Origin of the sequence: Streptomyces sp. NBC_00669, assembly GCF_036226785.1 — a bacterium.
Lineage (GTDB): Bacteria > Actinomycetota > Actinomycetes > Streptomycetales > Streptomycetaceae > Actinacidiphila.
This window is the reverse complement of record NZ_CP109018.1, coordinates 7536954-7552466: the sequence shown is the minus strand read 5'-3', so window position 1 is coordinate 7552466 and position 15513 is coordinate 7536954. Positions and strand designations below refer to the sequence as shown.

At 71.6% G+C, this 15513-nt stretch carries 16 protein-coding genes; 7 read left to right on the top strand and 9 right to left on the bottom strand.

Annotated features, from left to right (window positions below):
• Positions 1-22: 22 nt before the first annotated feature.
• The 4 genes from OG896_RS31865 to OG896_RS31850 all read right to left on the bottom strand — a co-directional run bounded on the left by OG896_RS31865 (position 23) and on the right by OG896_RS31850 (position 4230).
• Complete coding sequence (locus OG896_RS31865) at positions 23-1105, bottom strand: zinc-binding dehydrogenase (RefSeq protein ID WP_329370862.1); 1083 nt, start codon at positions 1103-1105, stop codon at positions 23-25.
• 177 nt (positions 1106-1282) lie between these two features.
• Entirely contained in the window at positions 1283-2725 is a 1443-nt protein-coding gene (locus OG896_RS31860; RefSeq protein ID WP_329370860.1) for an aldehyde dehydrogenase family protein, read from the bottom strand.
• Positions 2726-2942: 217 nt separating this feature from the next.
• A complete protein-coding gene (locus OG896_RS31855; RefSeq protein WP_329370858.1) occupies positions 2943-3548 on the bottom strand; it encodes a TetR/AcrR family transcriptional regulator in 606 nt (201 codons plus the stop codon).
• A gap of 7 nt (positions 3549-3555) precedes the next feature.
• Entirely contained in the window at positions 3556-4230 is a 675-nt protein-coding gene (locus OG896_RS31850; protein WP_329370856.1) for a TetR/AcrR family transcriptional regulator, read from the bottom strand.
• Between the two features lie 148 nt (positions 4231-4378).
• On the opposite strand from OG896_RS31850, the gene OG896_RS31845 reads away from it, so the two are divergent.
• The 5 genes from OG896_RS31845 to OG896_RS31825 all read left to right on the top strand — a co-directional run bounded on the left by OG896_RS31845 (position 4379) and on the right by OG896_RS31825 (position 10000).
• Complete coding sequence (locus OG896_RS31845; RefSeq protein ID WP_329370854.1) at positions 4379-5851, top strand: MFS transporter; 1473 nt, start codon at positions 4379-4381, stop codon at positions 5849-5851.
• 1 nt (position 5852) lies between these two features.
• Complete coding sequence (locus tag OG896_RS31840) at positions 5853-6599, top strand: SGNH/GDSL hydrolase family protein (protein WP_329370853.1); 747 nt, start codon at positions 5853-5855, stop codon at positions 6597-6599.
• Between the two features lie 64 nt (positions 6600-6663).
• Positions 6664-7986 (top strand): homogentisate 1,2-dioxygenase, encoded by a 1323-nt coding sequence (gene hmgA, locus OG896_RS31835; protein WP_329370851.1) that lies wholly within the window; start codon positions 6664-6666, stop codon positions 7984-7986.
• On the top strand, positions 7983-8729 hold the full coding sequence (locus OG896_RS31830) for a GntR family transcriptional regulator (protein WP_329370849.1): 747 nt from the start codon (positions 7983-7985) through the stop codon (positions 8727-8729). Before hmgA ends, OG896_RS31830 begins: the two co-directional genes overlap by 4 nt.
• A 14-nt stretch (positions 8730-8743) precedes the next feature.
• Positions 8744-10000 (top strand): type ISP restriction/modification enzyme, encoded by a 1257-nt coding sequence (locus tag OG896_RS31825; RefSeq protein ID WP_329370847.1) that lies wholly within the window; start codon positions 8744-8746, stop codon positions 9998-10000.
• Positions 10001-10094: 94 nt separating this feature from the next.
• Here OG896_RS31825 and OG896_RS31820 read toward each other — a convergent pair whose 3' ends face one another.
• Positions 10095-10358 carry a hypothetical protein gene (locus OG896_RS31820; RefSeq protein ID WP_328462442.1) on the bottom strand — a complete coding sequence of 88 codons (264 nt, stop codon included), beginning with the start codon at positions 10356-10358 and terminating at the stop codon, positions 10095-10097.
• Between the two features lie 462 nt (positions 10359-10820).
• On the opposite strand from OG896_RS31820, the gene OG896_RS31815 reads away from it, so the two are divergent.
• Positions 10821-11987: a DUF5925 domain-containing protein gene (locus OG896_RS31815; protein ID WP_443057185.1), complete on the top strand. Its 1167-nt coding sequence runs from the start codon at positions 10821-10823 to the stop codon at positions 11985-11987.
• 8 nt (positions 11988-11995) lie between these two features.
• Here the strand turns inward: OG896_RS31815 and OG896_RS31810 are convergent, their stop codons facing one another.
• From OG896_RS31810 to OG896_RS31800, 3 genes are read right to left on the bottom strand one after another with little or no spacing between them, the layout of a single operon-like run.
• Positions 11996-12367: a GntR family transcriptional regulator gene (locus OG896_RS31810; RefSeq protein WP_328462445.1), complete on the bottom strand. Its 372-nt coding sequence runs from the start codon at positions 12365-12367 to the stop codon at positions 11996-11998.
• Positions 12364-13500: a methyltransferase domain-containing protein gene (locus OG896_RS31805; RefSeq protein ID WP_329370845.1), complete on the bottom strand. Its 1137-nt coding sequence runs from the start codon at positions 13498-13500 to the stop codon at positions 12364-12366. The genes OG896_RS31810 and OG896_RS31805 overlap by 4 nt, the downstream gene beginning before the upstream one ends.
• Before the next feature lie 54 nt (positions 13501-13554).
• Positions 13555-14001: a MarR family winged helix-turn-helix transcriptional regulator gene (locus tag OG896_RS31800; RefSeq protein ID WP_329370843.1), complete on the bottom strand. Its 447-nt coding sequence runs from the start codon at positions 13999-14001 to the stop codon at positions 13555-13557.
• Positions 14002-14110: 109 nt separating this feature from the next.
• Here OG896_RS31800 and OG896_RS31795 point away from each other — a divergent pair, with 109 nt between their 5' ends.
• A complete protein-coding gene (locus OG896_RS31795; protein ID WP_328462449.1) occupies positions 14111-14485 on the top strand; it encodes a cupin domain-containing protein in 375 nt (124 codons plus the stop codon).
• On the opposite strand, the gene OG896_RS31790 is transcribed toward OG896_RS31795, so the two are convergent.
• Complete coding sequence (locus tag OG896_RS31790) at positions 14478-15338, bottom strand: esterase/lipase family protein (protein WP_443057184.1); 861 nt, start codon at positions 15336-15338, stop codon at positions 14478-14480. The two genes, OG896_RS31795 and OG896_RS31790, sit on opposite strands and share 8 nt — an antisense overlap.
• Positions 15339-15513: the final 175 nt, after the last annotated feature.

Below are 15513 nucleotides of genomic sequence, written 5' to 3'. Positions count from 1 at the left end.
GACCCCGGCCCGCGGCGGCCGGTCAGAACACCACCAGGGCCCGGCCGCCGCGCCCGGCGGTCATCGCCTCGAAGGCATCCGGTATGCCGTCGAGGCCTATGCGGTCGGTGACCAGGGCGGAGAGGTCCAGCCGCCCTTCGCGTGCGTGCCCGGCGAGGACGGGGAGATCCTTCGCCGGGTCGCAGTTGCCGTACACGCAACCGGACAACGTACGGCCGAAGTAGAAGAGTTCCAGCGCCGTGAAAGCAACCTGCTGGTCCTGTCCGCCGATACCGACGACCACGGTCCGCCCGCCGCGCCGGGTGGACGACCACGCGGTACGGATCGTGTCGGCGCGGCCCACGCACTCGACGGCCGCGTCGGCACCGTAGCCGCCCGTGAGTTTGCGGACCCGCTTGGCGGTGTCCTCACCCGCCACCACGAAGTCCGTGGCACCCGCCGCCCTGGCCAACTCCTCCTTGCCCGGCGCCACATCGACCGCGATGATCCGGTCCGCCCCGGCGATCCTGGCCGACTGCAGAACGGCCAGGCCCACCCCGCCGACTCCGTACACGGCGACCGACTCCCCCGGCCGCACCCCCGCCACATGGTGCACCGCGCCGTAACCGGTCAGCACCGCGCAACCGAGCAGCGCCGCATCGCCCAGCGGCACCCCCTCCGGCAGCGGCAGCACCGCGTTCGCCGCCACCACCGTCTCCTCCGCGAACACCGCGGTACCCAGACCCGGGTACAGCTCGCTCCCGTCGACGGCCAGCGTCGCGTACGGTGCTGCCGCCGCCGCGCCCGCGTTCGCGCACAGCCACGGCTCGGCCAGCCCGCAGAAGTGGCAGGACCCGCAGGCCGGCGCCCAGTTGAGCACCACCCGGTCGCCGACCGCCACGTGCACGACGCCCTCCCCCACCTCCACGACCGTGCCCGCCCCTTCGTGACCCAGCACCGCGGGCACGGGCTGCCGCAGGGTGCCGTTGGACAGCGACAGATCCGAGTGGCACACCCCTGCCGCCGCCAGCTTCACCCGCACCTGGCCGGGCCCGGGCTGCGGCAACTCGATGTCGGTGACCACCAGCGGGGCGTTCACTTCGGGCAGTACGGCGGCGCGGACCACGGTGTCTCCTGGGCTGCTTGCGAAGGTTGTCGAGTTGTCGGCTTTCCCGGGCGCCAGGACCGGGGGGACCCGGGTCGGCGGGACCCCGGGGCGGAACCTGGCTGGCGGGAGCCAGGGGCGGGACCCGGCCGGCGGCAGCCGGGGAGGGCGGCACCCCAGGGCGCGGAACCCGGAGGATCAGAACTGCAGCGACTTGGTCTGGAGGTACTCGGACAGCCCGTGCGGGCCCAACTCCCGCCCGACGCCCGACTGCTTGTAGCCCCCGAAGGGCGCCGCCGGATTGAACCGCCCGCCGTTGATGTCGACCTGCCCGGTCTCCATCCGCCGGGCGAACGCGACCGCCTCCGCCTCGTCCGCGCCCCACACCGCCCCGGCCAGTCCGTACACCGTGCCGTTGGCGATCCGCAGCGCGTCCTCCTCGTCCTCGTACCGTATGAGCGCCACCACCGGGCCGAAGATCTCCTCCTGGGCGATCGTCATATCGGGGGCGACGTCCGCGAAGACGGTGGGGCGCACGTAGTACCCGGTGGTCAGGTCGTCGGGGGCGTCGCTGCCGCCGGCCGCTATCCTGGCGCCTTCCTGGACGCCCTTCGTTATGTAGCCGCGGACCCGGTCGCGCTGCTTCGCGTTGACCACCGGGCCGAGCCGCTCGCCGGGCACGTATTTCGCGGCGGCCTTCGTGGCCAGTTCGACCGCCTCGTCGTAGCGGGCCGCGTCCACCAGCATCCGGGTCCAGGCGCTGCACGTCTGCCCGGAGTTGGCGAAGACGTTCGCCACACCGACATTGACCGCGCGGGCCAGGTCCGCGCCCGGCAGGATCACGTTCGCCGACTTGCCGCCGAGTTCGAGCGCGACCCGCTTGACCGCGCCGCCGGCCGCCGCACCTATCCGCCTGCCCACCGCGGTGGACCCGGTGAACGACACGAGATCGACGTCCGGGTGCTCCGCGAGCGCCTGGCCCGCGACCGGGCCGAGGCCGGTGACCAGGTTGAACGCCCCGGCGGGCAGGCCCGCCGCGTCCAGTATCTCCGCCACCAGTTGGGCCACGAGCGGAGTGTCCTCAGCGGGTTTGAGAACCACGGTGCACCCCGCGGCGAGCGCGGGCGCCACCTTGGCCACGACCTGGTGCAGCGGGTAGTTCCACGGCGTGATGGCCCCGACCACACCCACGGGTTCGTGCAGCACCCGGGAGTTGCCGATGCGTTCCTCGAAGGAGTGCTCGGCGGCAAGTTTGGCGAACAGCCCCATCACCGCGGTCGGCATGTCCGTGTGCACCGCGGTCGCGAACGCGGGCGGCGCGCCCAGTTCGGCGGCGATCGTCGCGGCGATCTCGTCGCGGCGCTCGGCCATCAGCTCCGCCGCTGCGGCCAGCACCGCCGCACGTTCCCCGGGTGCGGTCGCCGCCCATCCGGGCAGCGCCTGCCGAGCCGCCCGCACCGCCGCGTCCACGTCCCGGGCGTCGCCGGCCGGCACCTGGGCGATGACCTGCTCGGTCACCGGGTTGACGACGTCGATCCGCCCGTCGGCGGCCGCCGGCCGCCAGCGCCCGTCGATATAGAGCTCGTCGCGCCCCTGGTGGACCTGCTCGCCACCGCCTGCCGTATCCGTCCTGCCGTCCACGCTGCCCTCCGAGATCGCTGCTCTGCGCCCAGTGCCCAAACTAGCGCCGATAGTTTTTAATGACCAGTGCTTGCCCGGCAGCCCCGGGTTCGCGTAGGTGATGGATGGCCACGTGCGCCCTTCGCCGGCCCTCGTCGATCACGCCCGACGGGTGCCGAGTGGCTCCGACAACGACCTACCCGGCGGTAAGCACCGCCACCCGTCGAAAATTGGTTCGTTATTCGAGCACGGTACCGAGATAGGCCCTGACCAGCACTTTCGCCTCGGCGATCACCCGCAAATCACCTGTTTGGGTGGTCCGGAACGCGAGTTGCATCGCGGCGTCGGCGGCCTCGACGGCAACGGTGAGCGCCAGTCGCAAGCGCGGGTCGGCCGGGTCGACGGTGAGCCGGTCGGCGAGCAGCGCTGGCAGCCGATCGGCGAGGTCCTGGTTGGTCTCGCCCGGCACGCCGAAGTCCACCAGCGCGAATCCGGGCGCGGTCCGCTTCATCGCGGTGTACTCCTCGACCAGCACGTCGACGGCGGCACGCCAGTCCGTCCCGGCGTCCGGCTCGGCCAGCCGCGCCGCCGTGCGGTCGAGGAACTCGTCGAGATTGCGATGGGCCAACGCGTCGGTCATGGCCCGCTTGTCGGAGAAGAAGCGGTAGACGGAGCCGATGGGCACTCCCGCACGCGCGGCCACCGCGCGCGTGCTGAGCCGTTCGTAGCCGCCTTCGTCGAGTTCTCGGGCGCACGCGTCGAGGATGCGGGCGAGGCGTTCGGTGCTGCGGCGCTGGACGGGAGCGCGGCGCAGTGCGCCGCGGGCGTTTTCCGGCCCGGGCACGGCGGGTTCAGCCCCTTGCTATGGCGTCGAAGAGCCTGCGCAGGCCGTCCAGCGTCTCCGCGAGCGCGACCTGCGGGTCGTCGGCGCGGGCGACCGCCATCGCGCTCTCGCTGAGACCGCCGTAGAGCATCGAGGTGAGGGGGTCGGCCGGGCGGTCCGGGATCGCCCCTTTCCTGATCGCCCGAGCCACCCCCCGCAGGGTCAACTCGCGGCAGTCGACGCCGAGTGTGCGCATCGTCTCCCAGCCGAGCGCACCGGGCGCGTCGAAGAGCGTGATGCGCTGGACTTCGGGATCGAGCGAGGCTTCGAGATAGGCGCGGCTGCCGGCGAAGACCGCTTCCCACGGGTCGTCGGCGACCTTGAGGTACGCGGCGGAGATGGCGGCCGCGAGTCCTTCCTGTTCGCGCGCGTAGACGGCGCCGAACAACTCTCGCTTGCCGGCGAAGTGGTGGTAGAGCGCGCCTTTGGTGACACCGGCCCGCTCGCAGACGGCGTCAAGCGAGGTCGCCCCGTACCCGTCGGCGGCGAACAGGGTTCGGGCCGCGGTCACCAGGTCGTCGACGGTGGCGTCGGAGCGCTCGCGCTGGCGCTGGCGCGGTGCCGTCGAGACGGTGTCGCCGTCGACGCCGCGCGCCTGCCCGGTGGCGCGCCGCGCGCTTCCGCCTGCGTTGGGTCCCGCCACGGCCTGCCTCCCACTCTTGCCCGCCGATCGAACCGGCTACCTTGCCCGCTTCCACCCTAGCCAAGGGCATCGCTTGACACATACATACCTTCGGTATGTATGTTCCGTACCAACAGTATGTATCCGCCCTGCAAGGCTAAGGACGGCCATGTCCTCACCCGCCTCGTCCACCCCGTCTGCTTCACCCGTCTCTCCCCAGCCCCCTCCCCGCCCCGACACGCCGGCCGACCCGCCGCACGGCGCACCGGCCGGCGGCTTCCGGCCCGGGCTCGTCCTGCTGTTGAGCGCGGGCGCCACCTTCATCGCGTTCCTTGACACCACTGTGGTCAACGTCGCCTTCCCGGACCTGGCCACCTCGTTTCCGTCCGAGCGGATCTCCGACCTGTCCTGGGTGGTGAGCAGTTACGCGGTGCTCTTCGCCGCCCTGCTCACCCCGATGGGCCGGATCGCCGATGTCCTGGGCCGCAAGAGGGTGTTCCTGCTCTCGCTGACCGCGTTCACCGTCGCGTCCGCGCTGTGCGCGGCCGCGCCCGACCTGCCGTTCCTGATCGCCGCCCGCGCCCTGCAGGGAGCAGCCGCGGCGGGCATGATCCCGGCGGCGTTGGGGCTGCTGCTGGCCACCACCCCGCCTGCCGGCCTCGCCGCGGCGATCGGCGCCTGGGGCGCGGCGGGGTCGATGGCCTCCGCGGCCGGACCGGCCCTGGGCGGTGTCCTGGTCGACGTCTTCGGATGGCGCTCCGTCTTCTTCATCAACATCCCCGTCGGCATCGCGCTCGTGGCGGCCGGCATACGCGGCCTGCCGGAACGCGCCGACGCAGGGCAGAAGCCGCCCGACCAGCTCGGCACCGCCGCCTTCACCGCCGGCATCGCCCTGCTCGTCCTGGGACTCACCAAGGGCAGCGACTGGGGTTGGGGTTCTGCTGCGACCATCGGCACCACGACCGGCGGAGCCGTCCTGGGCGCGCTCGCGCTGGGGCGTTCCGCGCACCACCCCGCCCCGGCGGTGGAGACCGGCCTCTTCGGCAACCGCACGTTCGCGGTGGCGTCGGCGGCGTCCGCGTTCACCGGCGCGGCGCTCTTCGCCTGGCTGCTGAGCGGTCCGCTCTTCCTCACCACCGTCTGGCACTACTCGGTGCTCAGGGCCGGCTTCGCGGTGACGCCCGGCGCGCTGACCTCCGCGCTGGCAGCCGTCGTCGTCGGCAAGCGGGCGAAGCCGCATCAGCTTCCGTTCGTCATCGGCGCGGCGATGGCCGCGTTCGCGGCGGTGAGCGTGTGGACCTGGCAGCAACTCGGTTCGGACCCAAGCTTCCTGACCCTCTGGCTGCCGATGGGGCTGATCGGCGGTGCGGCGTTCGGCGCGACGCTGACCGCCCTGTCCACCGCGGCCGCCACCTCCGTACCGCCGTCACGGTTCGCCTCAGGCATCGGAATGAGCACCACGGCACGCCAGTTGGGCGGCGCGCTCGGCGCCGCTGCCACCGGCGCGATCATCGCGGCCCACCGGCTCGGCGGCCCGCAGGCGTTCCGCGACGTCTACCTGGCCTGCGTGCTGCTGGCCGGCGCCTCCGCCGTGGTCGGCCTTGCCATGTCCCGCACCATGTCCACCCGCAAGGAGTCCTGACATGACTTCCGCACCGCTCCCGCCCTTCGACACCGCACCTCCCGTGGACGGCGCCCAGGACTTCGAGCGCGAAGCCACCGACCCGCACTGCATGAGCGACACCGAGAGCGACGCCGTCCTGCACGGCGCGCCCTGGAGGCGCCTGGCGGTCGTCGGGGACAGCCTCGCGGAGGGCCTGGGCGATCCGGTACCCGGCTACCGCACCGCGTGCTGGGCCGATCGACTCGCCCGAGCGCTGCGCCGGTCCGTACCCGACCTGGCCTACCTCAACCTGGGCAGGCGCGGGCTCACCGCCGCGCAGGTCCGCGCCGAACAGGCCGAACCCGCGGCCGCCTTCACCCCCGACCTGCTGGGCGTCGTCTGCGGCGGCAACGACCTGCTGCTGCCCGGCTTCGACCCGCGCGCCCTGGCGTCGGAACTCGACCGGCTCTTCGACACGCTGGGCGCGCCCGGCACCACACTCTTCGTCTACGCCCTCGCCAACGTCGTCGACGCCATACCCGAACTGCGCGGCGGACCGCTGGAGAAGGGCGTGGAGGTGCTCAACGAGGTGACCCGCGAGGTCGCCGACCGGCACGGAGCCCTGGTCGTGCAGATGCACGGGCACCCGGCGTCCGCCGACCGCGACCTGTTCAGCGCCGACCGGGTGCACGCCTCCGCGCGCGGCCACGCCGTGATCGCCGCGACGACGATACGCGCACTGGCCTCGCGCATCCCTGCCGCGGAGTTTTCCACAGGCGAGCGGTGAGGCTTGCCGTCGTGATTCCTATGGTTCAGCATAGGAATCACGACGGCAAAGCGGGGAGTGGAGCATGGAGCTGCAAGGCACCAGGCACAGCGACGACGACAAGGACCTCGACTACCAGCCGGGGTTCGGCAACGAACACAGCACGGAGGCGGTGCCGGGTGCCCTCCCCGTGGGGCGCAACGCCCCGCAGCGGGCCCCTTTGGGGTTGTACGCCGAGCAGCTCAGCGGCACCGCCTTCACCGAGCCCCGGTCGCACAACCACCGCAGCTGGCTCTACCGCATCCGCCCGTCCGCCGCCCACCCCCCGTTCCGCCGCGTGCCGAACGGGGCGCTGCGCAGCGCCCCGTTCCACGACGTGGAGCCCGACCCCAACCGGCTGCGCTGGGGCCCGCTCCCGCTCCCCGGCGAACCCACGGACTTCGTCCAGGGCCTGGTCACCGTGGGGGGCAACGGCGACGTGCTGCGCCGCGAGGGCATCGGCATCCACTGGTACGCGGCGAACACCTCGATGGACCGCCGCGTCTTCTCCTCGGCCGACGGCGAGTTCCTGATCGTCCCCCAGGAAGGCGCCCTGCGCTTGGGTACGGAACTCGGCGTGCTGCGGGCCGAACCCGGTCACGTCGCGCTCATCCCGCGCGGCGTCCGCTTCCGGGTGGAACTCCTCGATCCGACCGCCCGCGGCTACGTGTGCGAGAACTACGGCCGCCCCTTCCAGCTCCCCGACCTCGGCCCTATCGGTGCCAACGGCCTAGCGAACGCCCGGGACTTCCTCGCCCCGGTCGCGGCCTACGAGGACCGCGAGGAGGACACCGAGGTGGTCAACAAGTTCGGCGGCAACCTGTGGGCGGCCGTCTACGACCACTCTCCGCTCGACGTGGTCGCCTGGCACGGCAACCACGTGCCCTACCTCTACGACCTGCACCGCTTCAACGTCCTGGGATCGATCAGCTACGACCACCCCGACCCGTCCATCTTCACCGTCCTCACCTCCCCGTCGGACACCCCGGGGCTCGCGGGCGCCGACTTCGTGGTGTTCGCACCTCGATGGCTGGTCGGCGAGGACACCTTCCGCCCTCCGTACTTCCACCGGAACGTGATGTCGGAGTTCATGGGCCTGGTCGAGGGGGCGTACGACGCGAAGGCCGAGGGCTTCGTCCCCGGCGGCGCCTCGCTGCACAACATGATGTCCGCGCACGGCCCGGACCGCACGACGTTCGACCGGGCGAGCACCGCGGAACTGCGCCCGCAGAAGATCGACGACGGACTGGCCTTCATGTTCGAGACGCGCTGGCCGGTGGTGCCGACCGAGTTCGCCCTGGGCGCGGGGCACCGGCAGGAGGGATACGACGCGGTCTGGGAGGGCCTTGAGAGAAACTTCCGACCGTGAACGCCTTCGCCCCCGACTCGCTGGTCCTCAACCGCAGACTGCCGCTGTGGTACCAGGTCTCGCAGTCCCTGCGCGCCTCGATTCTGGGCCGACGGCAGGACGCCCCGCTGCGCCTTCCCACCGAGGAGGACCTCGCCGAGCACTACGGAGTGAGCGTGCTCACCATGCGCCAGGCACTGAAGGAACTGGAGACCGAGGGCCTGATATCCCGGCACCGCAGGCGCGGCACCTTCATCGAACCGGCGGCGCTGCGTGGAGCGCCGGTGAAACTGCTCGGCTCGGTGGACGCCATCGTCGCCCAGCAGTCCGGGGAGCGCACCACGATCCTGGCGCACGGCCCCGCCGCCCTGCCTCCGGAAGCGGCCGAGCACTTCCCCGACCTCACCGAGGCGGTCTTCTTCCGGCGGCTGCGCCATGACGAGTCCGGCGAACCCACCAACTGGGCCGAGAACCACGTCCGTCCCGAACTCGCCGCCCGTATCGACCTCGCCGACCTGGAGCGCTGGCCGATGACGAAGGTCCTGCGCGACGTGCTGGGAGTGCGGATCAGCCGGATCACCGACACCGTCGAGGCCAGGCTGGCCGCCCCGGACACCGCCCGCCTGCTGCAAGTGCCGCTGCTCAGCCCGATACTGCACTACACCGGTGTGACCTACGACGAGACCGGCCGCGCCGTCGACGTGGTGCGCATTCACTACCGCGGCGACCGGTTCTCCTTCACCGTGACGATGGAGGCACCCTGAGGGCCGTCAGTAGCATGCATGCGGTGAGCGATGACGCGCCTTTGCTGCACGACCTGATGCCATGGTCGGTACGCCCGCTGCGCATCGGCCGCGGCTGGCCGATGGCACCCGAGCCCGCCTGCCTGCGAGCACGCTGGACACTCCTCACCACCGCGCCGGACGACACCACCAGAACCGCCCTGCTGCACCCGACCCGTGCCCGCGGCCCGCACACCCCGGTCGCCCAACTCCCCGGCCACCACACTCCCACCACCGCGATCGCCCGCGAGGACGGCCGCTGCCCGGAGCCGGTACGCATCCAGCACGGGCCCTTCGACCAGCAGTGGCTGATACCCGACCACCGGTTGATCGACGTCGCCCGGCCCGAACTGTGGCGGATCGCCGACGACCGGCAGGTCTTCGCAATCGAGCAGAGCCCCCTGCCGGACACCGAGGAAGCCGCGGTGACCTTCTGCGCCCTGCTGCCCGACGGACGCTCACCGGCCGGCAAGCCCGCCCTGATCCGGCCGTTGTACCGGCGTCCCGGCGGCCGCGACCCGAACCTCGCACCGGGCCTGACCCCTTGGCTCGCCTCCCGTCTGGGCACCGATCTCACCGCCGAGGACATGCTCGCCTGGATCGCCGCCGTGGCCCGCCCCGGCCACCGCGGCTGCGCCGTACCGCTCCCCCGCACTCCGGAGCAGTGGCACGAAGGAACTGCGTTGGGCCGCAAGTCCCTGTGGCTGCACACCCGAGGCACCCGCTACGCCGATCCCGCGCAGGGCCGCGATACCGGCCTGCTGCGACCGCCCGGCGGCAGCCGGCCCTACGTCAGGGCGCCGCTGCCCGCTCGGCCGCAGCCGGACGATCTGAGGTACGACCCCCAGGAGCGCGCCTTGTGGATCGGCACCGGCCAGGTGGCTCCTGTGGCGCCCGAAGCCTGGGAGGCCACCGCAGGCGGAGTACGGGTGCTGGAGGCGTGGTACGGGCGGCGGGTCGCTCCCGGGGAGCCAGGGTCGCTGGAGGCCCTGCGCCCGGCCGCCTGGACCCGGGCCACGACCTCGGAACTGCTGGAGCTGATCAGCGTGCTGACACTACTGGCCCAGCTTCGCGAAGAGCTGCGGGACTTCGCCGCGCGGTTGGCGGCTGCGGGCGTCGACAGGACGGGGACAGCGGGTGCGGTGACGCTGCGGTCGGCCGGAATCCTTCCGGTGCCTGCAGCCAGGCGGAGGCCGGCCTCGGTACTGGAACACCACGAAGAAGGCCCGGACGGGCAGTTCGCCCTGCTGTGACTGCGAGTGCAGTAGGTCTGCTGCGGCCGCTGGGGAGGACGGCCGCATGCACCCCACCATAAGGACAGCAGGACGGACGCGAACTGCTCGTGATTCACCGACGGTTGCCGAAGAGCGACCTCCGCAGTCGGCGCAACGGCGCGAAGAGGGACACCCGGGCACCCCTGTTGGTCTTGGTGTGCACGGTGTCGCGCGAGGTCAACTCCCGCAACAGCACGGTGGCTTCCTCGGTCTCGCGCTGTGGCACGGCAGGGCCGGCCAGTATCGAGAGATGCCGGTCCAGGCGCGCACTGGACGCCGTAGTACCGCAGTTGATGGCAGGCACTCTGGGCCTGCCGTGCATCGCTATCTGTTCCATGACTCTCCCCACCCTGTCGAGGGTACCCAGCACGGGCAGGCTAACCCTATCGCCCCGTCACGTCACGTGCGCATCCCCCGCCCACCTCCGTCGCCCGATTCACCTTCCGTTCAAGGGCGTTGGCACGGGAACGGGCGTGCGGGGGACAGCGCCGCAACGTGCCCGTGCACGGAAATCCCGCAGATAACCGTCCGACCGCCCGCCGCGGCCGGGTGGCAGGTCACACCTGTCGGAAGCGCCACGCTCTTCGGCCAGGGCGACACCGGAGACACGGTTCGTGACCGGCGAAGGCGCTCTGCACGTCGGCGAACGTGGAGCCGCTGCCCGACCTCCTGTCGACCTCACTGGATTCATCCCCGGACAGTTGTGCGGCAAATCAACCCTTTCGAGGGGTTTGGACATCTGTACGGAAGTCCGACTCGGACCGAAAAGCGCTGGGCGATTGCCCCGCCGTGCCGGATCATGGGCCGCATGTCCGCCACATCCCGCCCACCGAGGAGGCACGTGCCGCCCACCTCCCCCGCCACGGACGGGAAGGCCGCCGCGACGGCCGATCCGTTCCAGTCCCTGCCCGTCCATCTGCGGCTGGACGACAGCGACTCGCCGTCCGACGTCGTCGACGCCTTGTTCCTGGGGCGTTTCACCTCCGGGCAGCAGCCGTTCGCCCGCAGCAGCTCGCTGGAGAGCGTCAAGCCGGGGCTCACCCTGCTGCCGCCGGACGCGTCCGTGCTGCGGCAGGCTCGCGACAAGGACCGCAGCGCCCTCCTGGCCGAGGGAGACGGCTGGACGGTCCTGGTCTCACGCTGGAACCGGGGCGCAGACGTCACGGTGACGGCGATCTCCGACGAACTCGCCGAGCGAGTGCTGAAGTCGGCGGTCGACGACGCGGAGGACGAACCGGAGCCGCAGTCGAACAACATCACCATGGGCTTCTGGTACGTCTCCCCCCGGCGGGGCCCGCACCGCACCACCCGGAACATCTCCGCCGGCACCTGGGACGAGCTGCGCGGCAACTACTCGGCGCCGGTCGCCGACGCCATGGACGGCCTCATGAAGATGACCGCCGACGACGTCACCGGGCGGCTGCTCCTGCTCCACGGGCCGCCCGGCACCGGCAAGACGTCCGCCCTGCGCACCCTGGCACGCTCATGGCGCGACTGGTGCCAGGTGGACTGCGTCCTGGACCCCGAGCGGCTCTTCACCGACGTGGGCTACCTGATGGACATCGCCATCGGCGAGGACGACAGCGAGGGCGGCCGCTGGCGACTGCTCCTGCTGGAGGACTGCGACGAGTTGATCCGCGGCCAGGCCAAGCACGAGACCGGCCAGGCACTGTCGCGACTGCTCAATCTCACTGACGGGCTGCTCGGCCAGGGCCGCAACGTCCTGGTCGGCATCACCACCAACGAGGACCTGGAGCGCCTGCACCCGGCGGTCGTGCGGCCCGGCCGCTGCCTTGCCCGCATCGAGGTCGGCCCGCTGAACCGGGACGAGGCGGTGCGGTGGCTCGGCACCAGCGAGGGCATCGGCCGCGAGGGGGCCAGCCTCGCCGAGTTGTACGCCCTGCGCCGCGGCGCCTCGCCGACCCTCACCGTGCCACCCCAGGTGGAAGGCGGCCTCTACCTCTGACGACGGCCCTACTCGCCGTACTCCGCGCGCAGCGCCTCCTCCATCGCAGCGCGGGCGGCGTCGCGGTCCAGGCCGAGGCGGCGGACCCGTTGCGCGTAAGCGGTCGCGGCGTCCGCCACCTCGCGGGTCCTGGCGTCGCCCGCCGCGATGTACGTGCCGTGGCGGCCCCGGGTCTCGATCACCCCGTCCGCTTCCAGCGCGCGGTACGCCTTCGCGACGGTGTTCGCCGCAAGCCCCAACTGCTCGGCCAGCCCCCGCACGGTGGGCAGCTTGTAGTTGACCGGGAGGACCCCCGCACGGGCCTCCTCGGCGATCTGACCGCGCACCTGCTCGTACGGGGCGGTGGTCGCGTCCGGATCGATCGTGATCTTCAGGCTCATACGCCGGATACTGGCACAGCGGCGGTTGGCAGCGGCACCGCCCGGGCCGGGCCGTCGGGGGCGTAGGCGATGGTGTCCCCGCTCTCGTGCAGGTGGAGCAGGAAGCGGTGTCCGGCTCGATAACCGTCGATCGCCGCGCGGCAGTAGGCGACCATGTCGTCGGGCAGCGCGTCCAGCGGATACCAGCCGAGCTCCGAGCACTTGTCCGGTTCGCGGTTGACCGGCTCGGGGTCGCCGGTCGTGTGGTGCGCGACGAAGAACCAGCCGATCCTGGCCCGTCCGTCAGGCGCCCGGTGCTGCATCACCATCGCGACGTCCAGTTCGCCGGCGGCCAACTCGAGCCCGATCTCCTCGCGGGCCTCACGGATCATCCCGGCCCTGACGTCCTCGCCGTCCTCGAGGTGCCCGGACGGCGCGTGCAGCAGGCCGTCCGCGTAGCCGGTGCCGTCCCGGCGGGCGAGCAGCACGTCCTCGCCGCGCAGCAGGAGCAGATGGACGTCGACGACCTCGGTGTGCCGGCGGGAGGCTCGGGGCGCGGGCCGGACCACCGCCACGTACCGCTCGTCGCAGACCTCCTGCCCCCACAGCGCCGTGTCGTGTCCGAGCTGCTCGACCTGGGTCGATCCGCCGAGCGGCGCGGCGAGTTCGGCGAGGATGCCGGCGGAGATACCGGCCGGGGGTGTCCCCCACCGGCCCTCGACGAGGACCAGCCGCCCGCCGGGTCGCAGCAGGTCGGCCCACCGCCGCAGGACGGCGCCCGGGTCCGGCAGGGCCCACAGCACATGGCGGACGAGGACGACGTCGAAGTCACCGCCCCCTACCGGCGGGTGGCTCGCGTCACCGACGACCACCCGCGCGTCCGTGCCGGAGAGTTTCGCGCGGGCGAGCGCGACCATCCGCTCCGACCGGTCCACCGCGGTGACCCGGTGCCCGTCGGCGGCCGCGAGTCGCGCGAGGCTTCCGGTGCCGCAGCCGAGGTCGAGCACGTCGGACGGCGTCGCGGGGAGCCAGGACCGCAGCCGCGTCGCCCATGCCGAGCGGACATCCGGGTCGCGCAGGCCGTGATCGGGCTCGTCGTCGAAGTGGTCGGCGGCGGCGTCCCAGTACTGTCGCGCGTCTGCATCGATGCTCATGGGAGGAGCCTCCCACCCACCACCGACATCTCCGGCGGCTGCGCCGAACGGGCATCACCACGTGGGGCGGATCGGTCCGGTGGGCGCGAGGCGTACCAGTTCGTCCCGCAGTGTGAGCAGCCGGCGTTCGCCGAGGAGCTCTTCCCAGGGCAACACGGCTTCGGCGGCGGCCGCTTCGGCGGCCTCGGTGCAGCGCCGGCCGCGGGCGGTGAGCAGGACGAGCCGGGCACGGGCGTCGTCCGGGTGCGGACGCCGTTCCACGTACCCCTTCTGCTCCAGCTCGTCCACGATCTGACTGGCGGCCTGACGGGTGAACCCGAGGTGCTCGGCGACCTCGGTGACCGTCGCACCGGCCGGGGCGAGTCGAGCGAAGACGAAGCCGTGGGTCGGGCGCAGGTCGGTGAAACCTCTCGCCACCACGCCGTTGTGCATGTCCTGGACGAGCGACCCCGCGGCGACGAGCAGCGCGGCGGTCAGGCTCATTGCATCGGAGTCCTTCACGAAATCACCTTGACACAGAACGCAAGCTCCTTGAGCATATAGGCAAGGAAGTTGCGCAAGCTCCTTGCTCATCCAGCGACGCCGGGCCTGCGCCCGGAGGAGGTTCGTCATGTCTTTCATCCCTGCCGCAGACGCCGCGGTCCACGAGTTGCACGGTGCCCGCTTCGTCTCGTACGCGTCGCCCGCCCGCGGCAGCGAGGAGTTGTGCGCTTGGCGCTGCGAACTGCCGGCCGCTTCCTCCGCACCGGCGCACCGGATCTCACGCGAGGAGGTCTTCCTCGTCCTGTCCGGTTCTCTGCAACTGACCATCGACGGGGAGACCCGGACCCTCACGGCCGGCGACGCCGCCGTCGCCCCGCCCGGCTCCTCGTTGGGGATCGCCAATCCCGCGGAGGAGCCGGCCGCTCTCTGGGTGACCACGAGCATCGGATTGCAGGCTTCACTGGCCGACGGCTCGCGGATATCCCCACCCTGGGCTAACTGAACGCCGACAGGCAGGTCGTCGGGGTCGCGTGCGCGGGATCGAGCGCGTTCGCCGCCTCGTGGAACGCGATGCGGTCGGTCAGACCGATGGCGACATGCTCGGAGACGTCGACCGGACAGAGGTTCTGAAGCACCACGTTGCGGACGTTCGGACCGGACAGCGCCTGCGTCGTGTACGGCGTGACGACCTCGTCGTAGATGGTGGAGATCACGGTGTAGTGCACGCCGGGCACGGTGTCGCCGCCGGCGTTCAGCGTGCGCTGGAAGTCCGATCCGGCCACCTGGTCGGCGAGACCAGGGAGATCGGCCTGGAGAAAGTCAGCCGCACCGGGGAAGTACGGAAGCAGCGCGGTCAGCCCGTCAAGCGTGGTCCCGTGGTTGTCGGGAGCGAGGGCGACCAGGGCGTTCACCTTGGCCGCGCCGCCGAGGAACTTCAGGTAGTAGCGCGGCATCATGCCGCCCTGCGAGTGGCCGACGATGTCGACCTTGGCGGCGTGGGTGGCCGACAGCACCCGATCGGTGAAGTCGGAGAGCTGCTGCGCCGAGTCGGCGATCGGACCCAGCCCGCCGATCAGGTTCTCACCGGGGAGCATGCCGTAGTCGAAGGAGAAGACGCAGTAGCCGCGCGCCACCAGATAGGGGGCGAAGACCAGCCAGTTGTCCGTGCCGTTGGCAAAGGTGCCGTGCACCAGGACGACGGGGCGGGGATGCTGGGCGGAAGGTCGGCAGGAGTAGTTGTTCCAACCGCTGGTCGGCGCGGAGCCGGCGGACGCGGAGGCGACAGCGGTGGGCGCGACCGCCATCACGGTCGTCAGCGCGAACACGGCCAGAAGCCGTCTCCAGGGCAGCCTCATGTGATCTCCTCACAGGTCAGGGAAGGTGGGCACGACAACGACACCCAACAGCGTGTGATCCGGATCACTTTGCTGGACTCGTGACAAGTTACGCATGAGTAGAAAGCCGCTGACTAGCTACGCGTGAGTAAAAAATGCCGCGCCGATCAGACTCGGCCGCCACCCAGCAAGCACC

Excerpts from the sequence above, each read along its gene's own strand:
- hmgA (WP_329370851.1), top strand. The coding sequence starts at position 6,664 with ATGGAGCTGCAAGGCACCAGGCACAGCGACGACGACAAGGACCTCGAC.
- OG896_RS31805 (WP_329370845.1), bottom strand. The coding sequence starts at position 13,500 with ATGAGCATCGATGCAGACGCGCGACAGTACTGGGACGCCGCCGCCGAC.
- OG896_RS31845 (WP_329370854.1), top strand. The coding sequence starts at position 4,379 with ATGTCCTCACCCGCCTCGTCCACCCCGTCTGCTTCACCCGTCTCTCCC.
- OG896_RS31840 (WP_329370853.1), top strand. The coding sequence starts at position 5,853 with ATGACTTCCGCACCGCTCCCGCCCTTCGACACCGCACCTCCCGTGGAC.
- OG896_RS31820 (WP_328462442.1), bottom strand. The coding sequence starts at position 10,358 with ATGGAACAGATAGCGATGCACGGCAGGCCCAGAGTGCCTGCCATCAAC.
- OG896_RS31795 (WP_328462449.1), top strand. The coding sequence starts at position 14,111 with ATGTCTTTCATCCCTGCCGCAGACGCCGCGGTCCACGAGTTGCACGGT.
- OG896_RS31825 (WP_329370847.1), top strand. The coding sequence starts at position 8,744 with ATGCATGCGGTGAGCGATGACGCGCCTTTGCTGCACGACCTGATGCCA.
- OG896_RS31790 (WP_443057184.1), bottom strand. The coding sequence starts at position 15,338 with ATGAGGCTGCCCTGGAGACGGCTTCTGGCCGTGTTCGCGCTGACGACC.
- OG896_RS31810 (WP_328462445.1), bottom strand. The coding sequence starts at position 12,367 with ATGAGCCTGAAGATCACGATCGATCCGGACGCGACCACCGCCCCGTAC.
- OG896_RS31815 (WP_443057185.1), top strand. The coding sequence starts at position 10,821 with ATGGGCCGCATGTCCGCCACATCCCGCCCACCGAGGAGGCACGTGCCG.